The organism is Mycolicibacter sinensis, from assembly GCF_001667375.1.
Taxonomy (GTDB): domain Bacteria; phylum Actinomycetota; class Actinomycetes; order Mycobacteriales; family Mycobacteriaceae; genus Mycobacterium; species Mycobacterium sinense_A.
Map to the genome: position 1 here is coordinate 1 of NZ_LZIN01000001.1, position 17,005 is coordinate 17,005.

General features: G+C 68.6%; 18 protein-coding genes and 2 pseudogenes. 13 read left to right on the forward strand and 7 right to left on the reverse strand.

The annotated features are described in order from the left end of the window. Positions 1-282 (forward strand): annotated as a pseudogene (locus A5771_RS00005) (PE-PPE domain-containing protein); the annotation flags it as partial. A gap of 117 nt (positions 283-399) precedes the next feature. Beyond that, entirely contained in the window at positions 400-1,779 is a 1,380-nt protein-coding gene (locus A5771_RS00010; protein ID WP_064853195.1) for an acyl-CoA dehydrogenase family protein, read from the forward strand. On the opposite strand, the gene A5771_RS23635 is transcribed toward A5771_RS00010, so the two are convergent. The 4 genes and pseudogenes from A5771_RS23635 to A5771_RS00030 form a co-directional block, all read right to left on the reverse strand. Continuing rightward, positions 1,780-2,013 carry a hypothetical protein gene (locus tag A5771_RS23635; RefSeq protein WP_064853154.1) on the reverse strand — a complete coding sequence of 78 codons (234 nt, stop codon included), beginning with the start codon at positions 2,011-2,013 and terminating at the stop codon, positions 1,780-1,782. Positions 2,014-2,126: 113 nt separating this feature from the next. After that, a pseudogene (locus tag A5771_RS23640) lies at positions 2,127-2,306 on the reverse strand (FAD-dependent oxidoreductase); the annotation flags it as partial. After that, positions 2,303-3,802, reverse strand: a complete 1,500-nt coding sequence (locus A5771_RS00025; protein WP_064853196.1) for a bifunctional phosphatase PAP2/diacylglycerol kinase family protein — start codon at positions 3,800-3,802, stop codon at positions 2,303-2,305. The gene A5771_RS00025 and the pseudogene A5771_RS23640, both read right to left, overlap by 4 nt. Positions 3,803-4,229: 427 nt before the next feature. Then, on the reverse strand, positions 4,230-5,141 hold the full coding sequence (locus A5771_RS00030; protein WP_064853197.1) for an MBL fold metallo-hydrolase: 912 nt from the start codon (positions 5,139-5,141) through the stop codon (positions 4,230-4,232). A 153-nt stretch (positions 5,142-5,294) separates the two neighbouring features. Between A5771_RS00030 and A5771_RS00035 the strand changes: the two genes are divergently transcribed. Together A5771_RS00035 and A5771_RS00040 are read left to right on the forward strand one after the other, a co-directional pair. Further along, positions 5,295-6,014, forward strand: a complete 720-nt coding sequence (locus A5771_RS00035; RefSeq protein WP_064853156.1) for an NUDIX hydrolase — start codon at positions 5,295-5,297, stop codon at positions 6,012-6,014. Positions 6,015-6,050: 36 nt separating this feature from the next. Continuing rightward, positions 6,051-6,434: a DUF4267 domain-containing protein gene (locus A5771_RS00040; protein ID WP_064853157.1), complete on the forward strand. Its 384-nt coding sequence runs from the start codon at positions 6,051-6,053 to the stop codon at positions 6,432-6,434. 17 nt (positions 6,435-6,451) lie between these two features. Here A5771_RS00040 and A5771_RS00045 read toward each other — a convergent pair whose 3' ends face one another. Next, positions 6,452-7,252, reverse strand: coding sequence for a DUF1906 domain-containing protein (locus tag A5771_RS00045; protein ID WP_064853158.1), 801 nt, complete (start codon positions 7,250-7,252; stop codon positions 6,452-6,454). Between the two features lie 90 nt (positions 7,253-7,342). Between A5771_RS00045 and A5771_RS00050 the strand changes: the two genes are divergently transcribed. From A5771_RS00050 to A5771_RS00090, 9 genes are all read left to right on the forward strand, one after another. After that, positions 7,343-8,233, forward strand: a complete 891-nt coding sequence (locus tag A5771_RS00050; RefSeq protein WP_165606169.1) for a carotenoid biosynthesis protein — start codon at positions 7,343-7,345, stop codon at positions 8,231-8,233. A 99-nt stretch (positions 8,234-8,332) separates the two neighbouring features. Then, on the forward strand, positions 8,333-9,280 hold the full coding sequence (locus tag A5771_RS00055; RefSeq protein WP_064853160.1) for an acyl-CoA thioesterase: 948 nt from the start codon (positions 8,333-8,335) through the stop codon (positions 9,278-9,280). Further along, positions 9,277-9,885, forward strand: coding sequence for a VOC family protein (locus A5771_RS00060; RefSeq protein ID WP_064853161.1), 609 nt, complete (start codon positions 9,277-9,279; stop codon positions 9,883-9,885). The genes A5771_RS00055 and A5771_RS00060 overlap by 4 nt, the downstream gene beginning before the upstream one ends. Then, a complete protein-coding gene (locus A5771_RS00065) occupies positions 9,882-11,291 on the forward strand; it encodes an aldehyde dehydrogenase family protein (RefSeq protein ID WP_064853162.1) in 1,410 nt (469 codons plus the stop codon). Before A5771_RS00060 ends, A5771_RS00065 begins: the two co-directional genes overlap by 4 nt. A 28-nt stretch (positions 11,292-11,319) precedes the next feature. Next, entirely contained in the window at positions 11,320-12,135 is an 816-nt protein-coding gene (locus A5771_RS00070) for an SDR family NAD(P)-dependent oxidoreductase (RefSeq protein ID WP_064853163.1), read from the forward strand. Positions 12,136-12,162: 27 nt separating this feature from the next. After that, positions 12,163-13,080, forward strand: coding sequence for an LLM class F420-dependent oxidoreductase (locus A5771_RS00075; protein ID WP_064853164.1), 918 nt, complete (start codon positions 12,163-12,165; stop codon positions 13,078-13,080). Positions 13,081-13,110: 30 nt separating this feature from the next. Further along, complete coding sequence (locus tag A5771_RS00080) at positions 13,111-13,707, forward strand: hypothetical protein (protein WP_064853165.1); 597 nt, start codon at positions 13,111-13,113, stop codon at positions 13,705-13,707. Between the two features lie 64 nt (positions 13,708-13,771). After that, a complete protein-coding gene (locus tag A5771_RS00085; protein WP_082946968.1) occupies positions 13,772-14,509 on the forward strand; it encodes a DUF1906 domain-containing protein in 738 nt (245 codons plus the stop codon). Continuing rightward, positions 14,506-15,168, forward strand: a complete 663-nt coding sequence (locus A5771_RS00090) for a hypothetical protein (protein WP_234782870.1) — start codon at positions 14,506-14,508, stop codon at positions 15,166-15,168. The genes A5771_RS00085 and A5771_RS00090 overlap by 4 nt, the downstream gene beginning before the upstream one ends. A gap of 54 nt (positions 15,169-15,222) precedes the next feature. Here the strand turns inward: A5771_RS00090 and A5771_RS00095 are convergent, their stop codons facing one another. Both A5771_RS00095 and A5771_RS00100 read right to left on the reverse strand, forming a co-directional pair. Beyond that, positions 15,223-16,425, reverse strand: a complete 1,203-nt coding sequence (locus A5771_RS00095; protein WP_234782871.1) for a PPE family protein — start codon at positions 16,423-16,425, stop codon at positions 15,223-15,225. Positions 16,426-16,436: 11 nt separating this feature from the next. Continuing rightward, positions 16,437-16,736, reverse strand: a complete 300-nt coding sequence (locus tag A5771_RS00100; protein ID WP_064853168.1) for a PE family protein — start codon at positions 16,734-16,736, stop codon at positions 16,437-16,439. Positions 16,737-17,005 lie beyond the last annotated feature (269 nt).

Genomic DNA, 17,005 nt, shown 5'->3' on the forward strand with positions numbered 1-17,005 from the left:
CTGGGGCTGACCCCCGAACAGGTTGCCGACCACACCGCAACCACCGACGGCATGCTCACCAACATCGACATCTCCGGCGACATCGACCAGTTCAGCGCCTGGCTCAACGCGTTCGGTAACGGGTTGCTCGACAGCGCCGGGTTGGACGCCCTGTTCAATTCGATTGTGGCCTTCATTTACAACGCCTTCGGCAACATCGAGGGCTTCTTCACCGAATGGATGGGCATCGACTGGGGCGGGGTGGAAGACACGCTCGACTACTGGTTCCCGCCGGAGGTCTGACCCGATCCGGGTCGAGCTCTCGCCTGCGAGGCGTTTGACCCGGCGGAGAACCGGCAATCCCAGGTGTTCGGGCCGGCGACCCCGACGCCGGCCGCGATCACGGCAGGGGGCCGGTCCATGGGCTTCGACCTCACGCCGACGGCGGCGCAGCACGACCTCGCCCGCCGCACCCACCAATTCGCCGAATCGGTCATCCGGCCGGTCGCACTCGACTACGACCAGCGCCAGGAATTCCCATGGCCGGTGCTCGAGGAGGCCGCCGTCCAAGGCTTCTACAGCCCGCTGTTCTACCGCGACCTGATCGGCGACTCGACGGGCTTGTCGTTGCCGATGTTCATGGAAGAGCTGTTCTGGGGCTGTGCCGGAATCGGTTTGGCGATCGTGATGCCCGCGCTAGCGCTCTCGGCGATCGGACAGGCCGCCACCGGCGAACAGATGCTGCAGTGGGCACCGGAATGCTTCGGCACCCCAGGCGATCTCAAACTCGCGGCCCTGGCGATCTCCGAGCCCGAAGGCGGCAGCGACGTCCGCAACCTGCGCACCACCGCCCGCCGCGACGGTGACGACTGGATCATCGACGGCCACAAGATGTGGATCGGCAACGGCGGCATCGCCAACGTGCACGTCGTCAACGCGGTCGTCGACCCGGACCTGGGTCATCGCGGCCAGGCGCTGTTCATTGTGCCCGGCGGCACCCCCGGACTGGAGCTGGTGCGCAAGCTCGACAAGCTGGGCTGCCGAGCGTCCCACACCGCCGAACTGCGCTTCGACGGTGTCCGCATCCCGGCGGAGAACCTGCTTGGCGGACAGGACAAACTGGAGCGCAAGCTCGCCAAGGCCCGCGAAATAGTGGCGGGCGCAAAACATTCCGGCTCGGCCACGCTGGGCACCTTCGAGCAGACCCGCCCGATGGTCGCCGCCCAGGCGATCGGCATCGCCCGCGCCGCACTGGAATACGCAACCGACTACGCCACCCGCCGAGAGGCCTTCGGCGGCCCCATCATCGACAACCAGGGCATCGCATTTCCGCTGGCCGAGCTGGCCACCGCGATCGACGCCGCACGGCTGCTGACCTGGCGGGCGTCCTGGATGGCGGCCAACGGGATCAGCTTCAACCACGGCGAGGGATCGATGGCCAAGCTGGCCGCCAGTGAAACGGCGGTGCGCGTCACCGAGCGCGCCATCCAGACGCTGGGCGGCTGGGGCTACATCACCGACCATCCGGTGGAGAAATGGTACCGAGATGCCAAGCTGTACACCATCTTCGAAGGCACCAGCGAGATTCAGCGGATGGTGATCGCCCAAGCGCTCGGCGCCGCGGTCGGCACTCCGCCGCTGCACGTCGAGATCGAGCCGTCCGGCGGACCGTTGAACCGGATGTTCGGGCGCGGCGCACCACTGCGCACCCGCGCGGCCGCCGGCGCGCTGGCGATGCAGGACCGCATCCCCGCACCGGTGCTGCGGGCCGCCATGAAGCTGTTGCGGCCTCCGAGGTAATCAGGAACCAGCGCCCAGCCGGCATTCGGGCGCCACGTCCACCTCGGGCTGCTCACCCACCGCCAGCCGCGCCACCGCCCGCCCGATCGCCGGAGCCTGCTTGAACAGGTTGTGGCCGGCGAGGAACACCAAGCCGTCGCGCTGCCAGGCCGCGAAACCGTCGTCGCTCCACGGCACCCGGGTGACCCAGCAGTGCCGGTATCCCACCGGCACCCCGCCCACCTCGTCCAGCACCGCCAGCGCTTGTTCACGGCGAGGCCGATCGCGACCGCGCCGTCGGTCGAAACCAGCTCGGTGCCGGCCCGCGAGGCCCACTCCGCCCAGATCGCCCGACTGGCCCGCGCCAGTGCTACCAGCCGCGCGTCGTCGTGGGCGTGCCGAAAGATCCGGGATTCGCCGCCGGACTGCCCGTCACCCGGCACGCCGCTTTCATACACACGCACCGTGGCGCCCAGCTCGGTCAGGGCGTACGCGGTGCTCAGGCCGACGATCCCGCCCCCGACCACTCCGACGTCGACGGCTGTCACCGCCGCTCCGGCGGCATCGGCCGGAACACCTGCAAGGCGCGATAGCGCACGGTGAATTCGGCCTCCGCGCAAGGGCTGTCGACCTCTCCGTCGCGGGCGAGGGGCACCGGGCCGTCGGGTGCGGTGAACCGGAACTGCGGGACCTGCAGCTCGTGGTAGAGCCGACTGCGCTGCAGCCGTCCGGTCAGCAGGGCGACCAGGATTCGAAGCGTGGACCACGGCCGCCCGGTTTCCAGGATCCGCACGTCCAGCAGCCCGTCGTCCATCCGGTTCCGTACGGCCGGCGCGAAGCCGACCGGCAGATAGGCGGAGTTGCCGAGGAAGAACAGCGACGTCTGCAGCGTCTTGTCGTCGTAGGTGATGCGCACCGGTTGTTCGCGACGCAGCGTCATCAACATCGCATAGACGCTGGCCACCGGCTTGCCGACTTTGTGCTGCAACCGTTCACGACGGCGAACGAACGCCGGGTAGGCGCCGACGCTGGCGGTGTTGACCACCGTCGTCTCGTCGTTGAACTGGACCACGTCCACTCGGGACAAGCTGCCCTCGGCGATGGCCCGGACGGTTTTCGCGGTGGTGTCGCAGCCGATGTCCTTGGCGAAGTGGTTCAAGGTGCCGCCGGGAAACACCGCCAGCGGCAGATCGCGCTCCACCGCGACGCCGGCGGCCGCGGCCACCGACCCGTCGCCGCCGGCGATCGCCAGCACCTCGGCGGAATCGGCCGCCCGGCGGACCGCTTCGGCCACGTCGTCGTCGGGGCCGAGTTCGACGACGGTGACGGCCGGTAGCGCTGTGCGCACCTGCTCGGCGACCTCGCCGGCGCGCCCGCCGCCGGAGCGGGGGTTGACCACCAGGGTCACACCGGCGCCGTCGGGGCGCGGCAGGCAGGCGACCCGCAGTGCATCGACGTGTTGCGGGGGCGGTGATGGGATCGGCGGCACCAGCTTCGCCCCGACCACCGCGATGGATGCACCGATGCCCAGCCCGGCGAGCACATCGCCGGGATAGTGGGCGCCGGTGGCGATTCGGGAAAGGCCGACTAGACCGGCCAGCCCGGCGATCGGAAGACCCAGCAGCGGGCTCTCCAACCCCACCCCGGTGGCGAACGCCGCCGCGCTGGCGGAGTGCCCCGACGGCAACGAGTTCGACAGCGGCAGCCGGCGCGCCCGGCGCAGCAGGGGTACCTGCAAGATGTCCGGGCGCGCCCGGGGCCGGATTCGTTTGACCACCTGGTTGGTCACCAGGCTGGTGAGCGCCAGGCTGACCACCCCGCGCGCGGCGGCGCGCTGGGCGGACGCGCGCCCGGTCGCGGCCATCACCGCCGCGAGGGCCAGCCACAGTTTGGAGTAATCAGCGGCGCGGGTCAGCGGCGGCATGGTGGTGTCGAGCAGTCGGCTGGGCGAGTGCGCGATCGCCTTGAACACCTCGGCGTCGAGCTCGCCGAGGCCTTGGGTGATCTGGCGAAGCCCGGAACGTCGGCGCCGCAATGGCGTCATCTTGACCACAGCACTGAATCCTCCGTCCGCCGGCCCCGGTGCCGTACGGGGTTCCCTATACCCGCTTACCGGCCGGGAAACGCATCTCCGCTACCTGCCAGCCGCGGCGACGCGGGTGTGGAGAGAAGGAGGCGTATTCGGTCCTCACTCGTCTCCCTCTCCCGCTCTACGCCTGAACGCAACTCGAGCGGCCTCGGTGCTGACCTTTGTTGACGTCCACCAAGCCGTACGGCTAGCTTGGTCACGATCCGGCAGGCCGTCACCCGCGCGAACTGCGCAGATCGGCCGTCGACCAACCGACTCATCACAGATAGGAACCGACCTATGGCGTCAGCGACCTTGGGAGTCACTACGTGCGTCGCGTGCGTCGTGCTGCTTACCCTGGCACTGTTTTTGTCAATCGGGGCCTGATCTAGCCGCCCACCGCTCAGTAATCCCAGACCGCCGGTACGCAGCGGAAGGCGTTGCCGGCGACGGCCACCCGGCATACCGACGGGAACGGCAGGTGGGTGGCCACCAGCGACTCGCCGGTCGACGCCAACTCCTGCAGAAGACGAATCCGGACCCGAGCTGCCTCCTCGGGGTCGTGTTCGAACCCGTTGTGCCATTCCGGATTCTCGAACCCGACCTGGAAGACGGCGTCGCCGGCGAAGGTCAGGCGGTCGCCGCCCGAGGCCAGGCGGACCACGCTGTGCCCGGGTGTGTGGCCGCCGGTGCGGCAGACCAGCACCCCCGGCGCGACCTCGTACTCCGTCTCGAACGGACGCAGCCGGTCGCGGTATTCGTCCAAGAACCGCGTCGCGATCGACCGGAGCGCACCGGGCACCGGCGCCGGCATCTGGGTACCGGAGAAGTCCGGCGCCTCCCAGAACTCCGCCTCGGCGGCCGCCAGATGAATCCGCAGGTTCGGGCGCAGCCGTGCCTTCAGCCCGTCGGTGAGCAACCCGCCCACGTGGTCCATGTGCAGGTGGGTCAGCACCACGTCGGTCACCGCCGAGGGATCGATGCCGGCGGCCTCCAGTCGCTGGACGGTCTGCCCCGCCCGCGGGAAGTCCGGAAACTCCACGCCCAGGCCGGCGTCGACGAGGATGGTTCGGCCGCCGGTGCGCACCACGACCACGTTCAGCGGCCAGTTGATCACCTCCGGCGGCAGGAACATGGCGTCCAGCCAGCGCGTCAGGTCCGCGGAGTCGACGTTCGTGGCCATGGTCGCCGCGGTGATCGGTAACACCCCGTCGCTGATCACCAGCACCTCGATCTCGCCGACCTGTACTGCGTAGCGCGACGGGACCAATTCTGGGGCGGGCGTACCGGGTTGTAAGGCGTTGTCCAAGCTCATGGTCATCTCCTCGGTCCGTGCGGCGTGACGGTCGGTCGGCGCCGCTGAGCTGATGCGATCCGGATTGACAATGGCGCGTCAACGTTGTCCCGCGCGCCCTTGAAAGTACGTAGTCGGTGGGCGTGGCCCGGCCGCGCTGCCTATGGTCAAACGGTGACGATCAGCTACGACCAGGCGCTGCAGGAGCAGATCCGGACCCATCTGGGCGGGCACGACCGCCGGGCCGTGACCGACCCGACCAAACGGCACGCGGCCGTCGCGGTAGTGATCGTGGACTCCGACATCGGCGAGGACCGGGTTGATCCGGCGCCGGTGGACGACTGGATCGCCGGACGGCCCATGCCGGAAGCCGGTCTCGATGGCCGCATGATCGACGTCTCCGGCGGTGCGGCATTCTTCCTGTGCCGCAGGGCGTCTCGGCTCAATTCGCACGCCGCCCAATGGGCGCTGCCCGGCGGCCGGCTCGATCCTGGCGAGACCGCGGTCGATGCCGCGCTGCGCGAGCTGGACGAGGAGCTCGGCATCAGGCTGCCGGACTTGGCCGTGCTGGGCCTGCTCGACGACTACCCGACCCGGTCGGGATACGTCATCACGCCGGTGGTGATCTGGGGCGGTGGACGCCTGGAGCCCCGGCCCGCGCCCGATGAGGTGGTGGCGGCCTACCGAGTGGGGCTGCACCAACTGCAGCGCGACGATTCGCCGCGCTTCATCGACATTCCGGAGAGCCCACGCCCGGTCGTGCAGATCCCGTTGGGCAACGATCTCATCCACGCGCCGACCGGTGCCGTGCTACTGCAGTTGCGGTGGCTGTGCCTGGAGGGCCGATCCGACCGCGTCGACGAGTTGGAACAGCCGGTGTTCGCCTGGAAGTAGCTCCGGGCGCCGGCGACCGGACCTAGGCTGCGGTGCATGATCAAAGACCGCGCCGCGGTTGTCGCGGGCGCCATTCGGCTGGCCTCGGGCCTGTCCTTCCTCGTCGACCCGCTTCGGGCGAACCGGTGGTGGGGAGAGCCGGACGATCCGGGCCCGTCCGCGCGGCTGCTGCTTCGTTCCATGGGGTACCGCGACGCCCTGATCGGAGGGCTGCTCCTGACCGCGGCGGTGCGCGGCCGAGACACCCGCGGTTGGTTTCTGGCATCCGGTGGCGCCGATGCGGCCGACCTGCTCGGCGGTATGAGCGTGCATGCCGATCTCAAGCGCGGCCAGCAGATCATCGGCCTCGGGGGAGCGGTTGTCGGCATCGGCGTGGGGCTGTGGGGCGCCACGCGTCGCGATCGGAGTGCCACGCCGTAGCTCCGCGCGGCATTACCTCACGGGTGCAGGTTCCACTGCCCGCAGTCCTGGGCCAGCACGTCGTTGACGTCGACCTCGATTCCACCGACGATCGGGCCCGGTGTCGACGCGGTGCTCACGATGCGCTGGAAAAGTACCGCCCCGGGAAATATCTGGCCGCGTGACCAGGATCGGGTCTGCCAGGCCCAGCGGTGTCCGGGGGTGCGCGAGTTGCCGATCACCCCGTCGGCGGCGGCCCACTGGCAGACGTTGACACCGCCGTAGACACCGGTGCGCTGCACCCCGAGCACCGAATTGATACCGCGAAACCACTGCAGCGCAACGTTGTTCCAGGTATCACGGTTGATGTCGTCGTCGACGCTGAAGAAGATCGGGGCGCTGCGCCCGCCGCCGGCCGCGGTGTGCAGATTCCAGGCGGTCTGCGCGTCGGCGACGCCGCCGGCGTAACCGCGGGTGAAGTCCGACGGCGCCGTCCCGCCCGGCTTGCCGTACTGGTAGTTGCTGACGATCACCAGTCCCGCAGCGGTCAAGGACTCGGCGTAGGGGCGGGTGATGGGTTTGGCGCCGAAGTTCGATCCGGGACGTGACGTCGACACGTAGTTGATCACCCCGGCATGGCCGGCGGCGCGGATGTCCTGCGCGGGAATCTGGCGCATGGCGTAGTCGATCAGCGTGGGCGCGGCGGCCGAGGCCGTGGGCGTGCCGGAGGCCGCGGCTGCCGCGCCCACCCCGGCCAGCGCCGCAGCGGAGGCGTAGCGCAGCACGTCACGTCGGGGAACGTGGTTCCGGCGGTCGGAAGTCCGCGGCGAGTCAGACACGCCCCGATGTTAACAATGTGGCTGGTGTTAATGGCGTTGTCCGCGCCGAAACTGCCCGGACAGCGCGTCGTCCGCCGCTACGATACGACGATGTCGACACCGGTGAGCAGCGCATTGTTGCGGGCCTCGCGTGCATCGGGAACCGGCCTGGTGACCGCCGGTTGGGGTGTCGTCGCGATCTGGTTCGTCGCGACGGTAACGAACGCATGGAGTGCCGGGTCATCGACGGCCGCTGCCGCCCAAGCCATCTCGGGCGCCGCGTTGCTGGCGTTCGTGCTGCTCCATACCCTGATGCTCTACCGACCCGCCGGAGCCATCGCCTACGTCGCGATCGCCGGGACGGTGGCGTTCGGCCTCGAGGCGTGCAGTATCGCGACGGGCTTCCCCTTCGGCTTCTACACCCACTACGGGGCAGGGCCCCGCGCTCTCGGCGTGCCGTTCACAGTCGTAGCGGCCTGGGTGATTCTGGGCTGGGTGGCTTGGGTTCTGGCCCGGGTGATCGTGGGGGAGTGCCGGAGTCGACGCCTGTCGGTGGTTGCGACACCTGTCGTCGCCGCCCTTGTCGTCGGCGGCTACGACCTGGTGATCGATCCGTTGGGTTCGTACGTGCTGCACTTGTACGCCTACCGCTCACCGAGTGGGGCGCTCGGCGTCCCGTTGAGCAACTACGTCGGTTGGTTGATCACGGGATGGGTGCTGTTCCAGGCCTTCGCCTTGGTCGAACGGCGGTGGCGGCGCGAACCCACCGCCGCCACCCGATCGGCTCTGTTGATGCCAGCCGTCATCTGGTTCGGATTGGGCCTGCAGGTGAACCTCGGGCTGCTACGGGTCGGCGACGCCACGACCACAATCCAGGGCAAATCGGTGGCACTGGCCGACATCTACGAGACGTGTGCGGAGATGACCTGGTTCATGATGGGCCTAGTGGTGGTCATCAGCGTGGTACGGCTGTTCTCGGCGGAAACGCCGGCCTCCACCTGAGACCGGATGTCCGCCGGAAGCCCTTGACATAAGTCAAGCGGTTGACTTAACTCAGGTGACGCCGCCGGTTCCCGGGTCGGCGATCCGTCGAGGAGGCCCATGTCGTCGCCGCCTGAGGCCACCGCCCACGCCGAATTCGGCGGTCCCCTCCGCGGGTCGGGCAGCCCGCTGGAACTGGGCACCCTGCGCGCCCTCGATGAGCTGCAACAGGTGCTCACGCTGGAACCGGTCGGCGACGGCCGCTTCCGCGCGGTCAGTGAGGCCGCCCGGTTCGGCCGGATCTTCGGCGGACAACTAGTCGCCCAGGCGACGTCCGCGGCTGCGGCCACCGTCACCGACCTCACCCCGCATTCGATTCACGCGTCGTTCCTGCGGCCCGGTGACTCGAGCGCACCGCTGGACATCATTGTCGAGCGCACCCGCGACGGGCGCTCGATGTCGGTGCGCCACGTCGTGGTCGAGCAAGACGGCAAGGCCCTGGTGACGGCGACGGTGTCCTTCGACAATCCGGAGGGCGCCGATGTCCTCACCGCAGTGGAGCCGCCGGCCACCCCGGAATCGCTGCCGTTGCTGCAGCATTGGGCGCAGCGTGCCCCCGCAGGGCTGGCCGCCCCGGGAAGTACCTGGATCGACACGCCGCCTCCACTGGAGATGCGCATCGGCGAAGCGCCGATCTTCCTCGGCGGCGCACAGACACCCGGGCAGCGCGTCCACTGGATGCGGCTGCCGCGCAAGGTCACCGGCGGCCCCGCGGAGCATGCGGCGTTGCTCGGCTACGCCAGCGACTATCTGCTGGTGGATATGGCCTTGCGCTCGCACCCGCACCCGGTCAGCTACGGCACCCACCGGGGGCTGACCCTCGACCACACGCTCTGGCTGCACCGTCCGGTGCAATTCGACCAGTGGCATTCCTACACCCAACAGACGGTCGCCGTCGGCGGGCATCGCGCCCTGGTGCACGGAACCATCGTCGACGCCGCGGGCCGGCACGTGGCCAGCACCGCCCAGGAAGTCCTGGTCCGGCCGATGACCGGGCGCGCAACGTGACCGTCGCCGCCCGTCCGCTGTTCGAACACCGTTGGCCCGACGGGGAATTCCGATTGTTCCAACTGGGATTCGTGGTGGCCGATCTGTTCAGCGCCGCATCCCGATGGGTACAGGTCTTCGGCGTCGGCCCGTTTCACATCATGCCCCGCATCCGGAGCGCCTGCCGCTATCGTGGCACCGATGCCGACGTTGATATCCAGATCGGCGTCGCCCAGGCCGGGCCGGTACAGATCGAACTGATCCGCGACCACAGCCGGGGCGCTTCGGTGTTCGCCGAGATGGCATCGCGCCAGGGCCGCAACCCGTTCGGGTTCCACCAGGTGTCCACCCTGACCCGCGACTACGACGCCAAGCTCGCCCACTACCTCGACCAGCACTACGAACTTGCCTGCGAATTCGGCGATTCCGGACAACGCGTGGCGTTCCTTGACACCGTTGCCGAATTCGGGTTCTTCACCGAGATCGTCGAAGAAAAGCCCAGCTTCCAGGCCCACCTCGCCACGATCGCCCGCACCTGCGAAAGCTGGGACGGGACGGATCCGATCCGGATGCTGACCCGCGACGGCTACCGCATACCCGAATTAGGAAAGGACGAAAGCCAGTGACCAGCACTATCATCCCGGTCTTCAACCCGTCAACCGAGGAGCAGATCGCCGAGGTCCCCGATTCCGACCAGGCCGCCGTCGACGCGGCGGTGGCCCGGGCACGGGAAAGCTTCGAATCAGGGGTGTGGCGCAAGCTGCCCGCCGCGCGCCGCGCCGAGGTCATGTTCCGCGCCGCCGAAATCATCAAAGAGCGCACCGCCGAACTCGCCGAGATCGAGTCCCGCGACAACGGGATGACCGCGATGGGGGCCAGCCAGATCATCAAGGTCTCCCAGGAGATGCTGACCTACTACGCCGGTTGGGTCGGCAAAATCCACGGCGAGTCATCCAACCTGGTCTCCGACGGGTTGCTCGGGCACTTCGAGGAGTACCACACCTTCACCCAGCTCGAGCCGGTCGGAGTGGTCGGTCTGATCATCCCGTGGAACGGGCCGTTCTTCGTCGCGATGCTCAAGGTGGCGCCGGCGCTGGCGGCGGGCTGCAGCTGTGTGCTCAAGCCCGCCGAGGAGACCCCGCTGACCGCGTTGAAGCTCGAAGAGATCTTCCGCGAGGCCGGCCTGCCCGACGGCGTGCTGAACGTGGTGACCGGATACGGCGAGACCACCGGTGCGGCACTGACCGCCCACGCGGGAGTCGACAAGATCTCGTTCACCGGGTCCACCGAGGTGGGCCGGCTGATCGTCAAGGCGGCTGCCGGCAACCTCAAGCGCCTCACGCTGGAACTCGGCGGCAAGTCGCCGCTGATCATGTTCGACGACGCCAATCTCGACAAGGCCATCATGATGGCCGGCATGGGGCTGCTGGCCGGCTCAGGCCAAAACTGTTCCTGCACTTCGCGGATCTACGTCCAGCGCGGCATCTACGACAAGGTCGTCGAGGGCCTGGCCAACTTCGCCCAGATGCTGCCGATGGGCGGCAGCGACGACCCCAATTCGGTGCTGGGCCCGCTGATCAGTGAGAAGCAGCGCCAACGGGTGGCAGGCATCGTCAACGACGGGGTGGCCGCTGGCGCGCAGGTGATCACCGGCGGCAAGCCGATGGATCGGCGCGGCTACTTCTACGAGGCGACGATCATCACCAACACCACGCCCGACATGCGGCTGATCCGCGAGGAGATCTTCGGCCCGGTCGGATCGGTGATCCCCTTCGACGACGAGGACGAGGCGATCGCCGCCGCCAACGACACCGAGTACGGGCTGGCCGGCGCCATCTGGACCGAGAACCTCAGTCGCGCCCACCGCGTCGCGAACCAGCTTCGCGGCGGCCAGATCTGGGTGAACTCCGCCCTGGCCGCCGACCCCTCCATGCCGATCTGCGGGCACAAGCAATCCGGTTGGGGCGGCGAGCGCGGCCGCAAGGGCCTGGAGGCCTACTTCAACACCAAGTCGGTCTACATCAGCCTCTGACCGCCTCGACACTGCCCGGAGGTGGCTGGTGGTACTGCGCAAAGACGCGCCGGCCTTGGACGGTCGGGTAGCCGTCATCACCGGAGGCGGCAACGGGATCGGCCGCGGCATCGCCGAGTCCTTCGCGGAATTCGGTGCCCGCGTAGTGATCTGGGAGCGCGACCCGCAGGCCGCGGAGAGTACGGCCGCCGCGGTCGGAGGTCTGTCCTGTGCGATCGATGTCCGCGATCCCGACCAGGTCGACGCGGCGTTGGCCAGCACCGTCGCCGAGGTGGGGCTGCCCACGGTTCTGGTCAACAACGCCGGCGGGACGTTCGCCTCACCGTTGCTGGAAACCGCGCCAAAGGGGTGGGACACCCTGATCCGCTCTAATCTGACCCAGGTCCTGCTCTGCACGCAGCGCATCGCGCAGGCCCTGGTGCAACACGGCGCGCCGGGCAGCATCATCAACATCGCCAGCATCGAGGGCGCCCGCGCCGCACCCGGTTACGCGGCCTACGCGGCCGCGAAAGCGGGCGTAGTCAACTTCACCAAAACCGCGGCGCTGGAGTTGGCGCCGCACGGCATCCGAGTCAACTGCCTGGCCCCAGACCTCACGCTCACCGAAGGGATCGTGCGTGTCGGCTCGGCCGAGATGCTGGCCAACGCCGACCACATGATCCCGATGGGCCGGACCGGCCATGTCGACGAGATGGCCGGCGCCGCGGTGTTTCTGGCCGGCGAGCTCAGTTCGTATGTGACCGGCCAGACACTGCACGTCGACGGCGGCACACATGCCGCGGGCGGCTGGTATCACCATCCGGACAGCGGCGACTACATCCTCGGGCCGCCGCCCACCGGCTAGGTACCGTTCAGAGCCGAAAGGACCCGTATGCGGTTCGCGTTCACCTACCCGATCATCACGCATCCCTGCAACCCGGAACTGGTGTCTCCGCACGGGGTGACCGCGGTGGCGAAGGCCGCCGAAGCCGCCGGTTTCGACGCCATGGGCTTCACCGACCACCCGGCGCCGACGCAGCGCTGGCTCGACGCCGGCGGCCACGACAGCCTGGACCCGTTCGTGGCCATGGGATTCGCGGCGGCGCACACCCGAACGCTGCGATTCATCCCGAACGTCGTCGTGCTTCCCTACCGGAACCCGTTCGTGGTGGCGAAGTCCGGGGCCACACTGGAACTGTTGTCCGGCGGCAGGTTCACCCTGGCCGTCGGCGTGGGCTACCTCAAGGGCGAATTCGCGGCGCTGGGTGTGGATTTCGATGAGCGCACCGCACTGGTCGAGGAGAGCCTGGACGTCATCCGAGCCATCTGGACCGGGGACGACGTGTCATTTGAGGGCAGGCACTTTTCTGCCCGGGGGATCACCGCGCACCCGCGTCCGAGCAGTTGCCCGCCGATCTGGATCGGCGGCAACACCGGCAGGGCCCGGCAACGGGCCGCCACCCGCGGTGACGGATGGGCGCCGTTCGCGGCGCCGGCGGGCCTGGCCGGCACCGCCCGGACTGCCGCCATGGATTCCCTCGACGCCCTGGCCGCGGGAATCGAGGATCTGCGGCGGCGCTGCGATCAGGCGAACCGGGATTGGTCCACCATCGACATCTGCTTCTCCAATCTGGCCGGGGGCCGCCTGGGCTACGACGACTTCGACGCGAGCGCCTATCTGGACGGCCTGGGTCGTCTCACCGATGTGGGGGTCACCTGGGTACAGGTCGCCGTTCCCGGCGACAGCCTCACCGGCGCGATCGAGGCGATCGAGCAATTCGGCGAATCGGTGATCAAGGAGGCCCGGTAAGAAATGCTCCAACGGCATTAGTGTGGGGTCGTGACTGTGCCGCAGATCATCCGCAATGTGCCGCTGGCCGAGGAGATTCTCGAATCCCACCGCCACCGGGCCCACGGTGACGACATCGGTTGGGACGCCTACAAAGCCCACGTCTACCGGATCTTCAATTTCGCCCGCGCGCTGACACCGCAGAGTCCCGAGCGCGACGAGAAGCTAGCGATCGCCGCGGCTTTTCACGACCTGGCCGCATTCGACACGATCGACTACCTGGTGCCCTCAATCGAGGCGCAGGACGCCTGGCTACGCGAGACCGGCCGCGAGGCGTGGTCGAACGAGTTGGCGCTCATCATCGCCCAGCATCATCGGCTGGCCGGATACGGCTCCTCTCGCCCGTACGCGCCGCTGGTCGAGGCGGTTCGCCGGGCCGACCTGGTCGACGTGAGCCAGGGCTTGATCAGGTTCGGCCTGCCGCGCTCCTACGTCAGCGAGGTGCGCGGAGCCTTCGACGCCGGCGTCTTCTTCAAGCGGGTGATCCCCTCGGGCGTGGTGCGGGCGGTCCGCCGATTGCAGCAGCCCGGGTTCTTGCGTCCCGGCAACGCCCTGATGCGCTCGGGCCACGCCGGACAAGATCGCTGACGACGGCTACCCTTCCCCTGTGAGGCGAGCGGTTTCCCGGCGCAAGGTCCTGCGGTACTCCGCGGTGCTCGCGCCGGCCCTGGCCATCCCCGGTGCCCTCGGGGCAATGATCGGCACCCCGACAGCGGCGGCCGAAGGTGTGCAGCTCATCGACTTCGCCGACCGGCTGGTTCAGCCCGAGCAGATCAAAGCGGCCGGCTTCGCCGGGGCCCTGGTCTATGTTTCAGAGCTGCGGCCTGGCGCCACTTTCGATTTCAAGCCGGTCACCCGCGACTATGCAGACCGGCTGCGTGCCGCCGGCCTGCAGGTCGTCAGCTGCTACCAGTACGGCAAGCCCGGATGGGCGAACTCCCCGTCGGACTTCACCCGCGGCTTCGATGGGGGAGTGGCCGACGCCCGCACCGCGCTACGGCTGCACAACGCCGCCGGAGGCCCCGACTCAGCGCCGATCTTCTTCAGCGTCGACGAAGACATCGACGCCAAGACGTGGAAAAGCCAAGCCGTGCAGTGGTTCCGCGGCATCAACTCGGTGCTGGGCGCGGCGCGCACCGGAATCTACGGCGGCGCCCGCCAGCTCGGGTGGGCGATCGCCGACGGTGTCATCGGGCACTCGACCAGCCCGGGTCACCGGTGGGCATGGCAGACCAAGGCGTGGTCGGGCGGTGATCGCGAACCGGCGGCCGTGCTCTTCCAGCGCGAAGTCGTCACCGCAATCGACCCGGGCTTCATGATCGACGAGATCCACGTCGACGTGGACGACGTCCTGGCGCACGACTTCGGCCAGTGGGATCTGGTCCGTTGAGTGACAAGTCATGGGACGCAGCGCGGGTGGCGCGCTGGTCCGGCACGCTCGGATTCGTCGTTCCCGCGCTCACGCTGGTGGTGTATCCGATCTGGTCGTTCCCGGGCACCCAAACGCTGGCCACCGACGTGGCGCAGTGGACCGTGGTTCACCACGACCGGCTGGTCGCGACGATGCTGCTCAATACGGTCGGCGTGACGATCTGGCTGGTCTTCGGCGCAGCGGTGTGGACGTATCTGCGGGACCGCCTTCCGGTGCGATCGATGCTGCCGCTGTGTTTCGCCGCCGGTTTCGTCGCCTGCGTGACCCTGCTGCTGAGCGGCTTCACCGCGTTCGATCTGCTGCTCTATCGGCAGAACCACAGCCCGGAGATAGCTGGACTGCTCTACGACCTGGCCTTTGGGCTGCTGGCCATGTCGGGCATGCCCACCGTGGTGGCCCTGGGAGCATTCGCCGTCGCGGTGTATACCCACCAGGTGCTGCCGCGCTACACCGCCCACCTTGCGCTGGCCGCCGCCGTGGTGCATCCGCTGCTCCTGCTGGCGTTCATCGTCGACGACGGACCGCTGTCGCTGGAGGGTTTTTCGATCACCGGGATGCCGGGGTTGTTGTTCGCCTGGATTCTCGGAACGGCGCTGGCGATGCCGCGCAGGCCGTAGTGACCGAGGCCGCCATTACGCTCCCGCTGCGCACGCCAGCCCGCACCGATGTAGCTACCCGACCACGACCGGACGTGGCATGACGGTGGGTTTGACGCCATAGCGTGGCAGCCCGAAGCCGGAGCCACCGCTGCGCCCGCCACCATGCATCGGTGGCGGCATGGCGGTCATCGACCTGCTCTCCGGGGCGGCCGTCCAGCCACTGCCCGCTCCGGCCGCCGGCGCAGCCGTCGGGACGGCGGTCGCCCAATTCGGAGGCGTGGACAAGGATCCGACCAGGGTCGCCCTGCCCATTCCGGCCGACACCGGGGCGCCGGCGCCGCCGACCGCAGCTCCGGCAGCACGGCCGGCGGTCTCGGTCGACGCCAGTGTCACACCGGGCGCGGAGCTGAGCCCGCCACCGGTAAGGGCGGCCGTGCCGCCGTCCAAGCCGCGGGCCAAAAACCCGAGCGTGGCCAGACCTGCAAAGCCCTCGAGGTTCCCGCCCGGGTCGAAGATCCCGGTTGCGGCGATCGTGTTCCACAGCTGCGCATTGATGTTCAAGCCCGAGCCGTCGTCGTGGCCCCAGGTTCCGTCGAAGAGGCCGTCGAAGAACTTCGTCCAATGCCAGTCTGGGTCCGTCGGCCTTGTCCCCTCCGCCGGCGACGCCATGCTGCGCAATGCGCCGGGCACCTGGGAGTGCGCACCGGTGTCGGCCGGCAGGCCGCCCGAGCTGCCCTGCTCTTCCGGACTGGTGGTCTCCGGCGCGACCGCGAACGGAACCAGTTGGGTGGCGGTCGCCGAAGCGGCGGCGTAGCTGTACATCGCGACGGCGTCCTGCGCCCACATCTGCGCGTAGCGCGCTTCGTTCGCCGCGATCGCCGGGGTGTTCTGCCCCAGGGCGTTCGTCTTGACCAATGCCGCCAACATCACCCGATTGTCCGCGACAGCCGGCGGCGGCACCGTCATGGCGTAGGCCGACGCGTAGGCATCGGCGGCGGCGTAGGCCTGCGCCGCGGTCTGCTCTGCCTGTTCGGCGGTGATGCTCATCCAGCTGATGTACGGCTCGGCGGCCGTAGTCATCGCCGACGCCGAAGGACCCCACCAGCCCTGGCTGACCAGACTCGCTACCGCCCATTCGAAAGATACCGCTGCAGAACGCAATTCCGCCGCCAGCAGGTTCCAGGCTGCTGCGGCGGACAGCATCGGCCCGGCACCGGGCCCGGCGTACATGCGTGCAGAATTGATTTCCGGGGGAACGGCTCCGTAATCCATCATCAGAACACCTTTCACCAGATCGAGATGACGTTGGCAGCGTCGGTTGCGGCGTAGGACTGCGCGCTGCGCTGCAGCGTGGTCACGAACATTTCGTGCACCACAGCGGCCCGCTTGCTGATCGCCTGGTACGTCTGTGCATGTCGGGCGAACTGAGCGGCGGTCAGGGCAGAGACCTCGTCGGCAGCTGCCGGGACCACGCCGGTCGTCGGGCCGGCGGCAGCCATGCTCTGCGCGGCCACGGCGTCGCCGATACCGCGCAGATCGGCCGCTGTCGCGGTCAGCTCGTCGGGAAGTGCGGACACAAAAGACATCAAAACTCCTTTAGGAATTGCGAATTACACTGCTGAGCCGTGAAATTCGTGCGCGGAAAACGCGCTCAGGCCAGTGGCCGGACAGCGCGGATACGGAACGGGCCAACCGATTCAGAAAGTGAAAGCGGCGCCGCGAACGGGTTCGAACGAAGTGATCGTCGAACTCGGATAAGGACTATCGCTCGGACTCAATGTCGCTCTCACCTCCTGACGGCCAGGGCACACGGGGATGCCGGCGCGGCATGCACACAGGGAGAGCCGGGCCCACA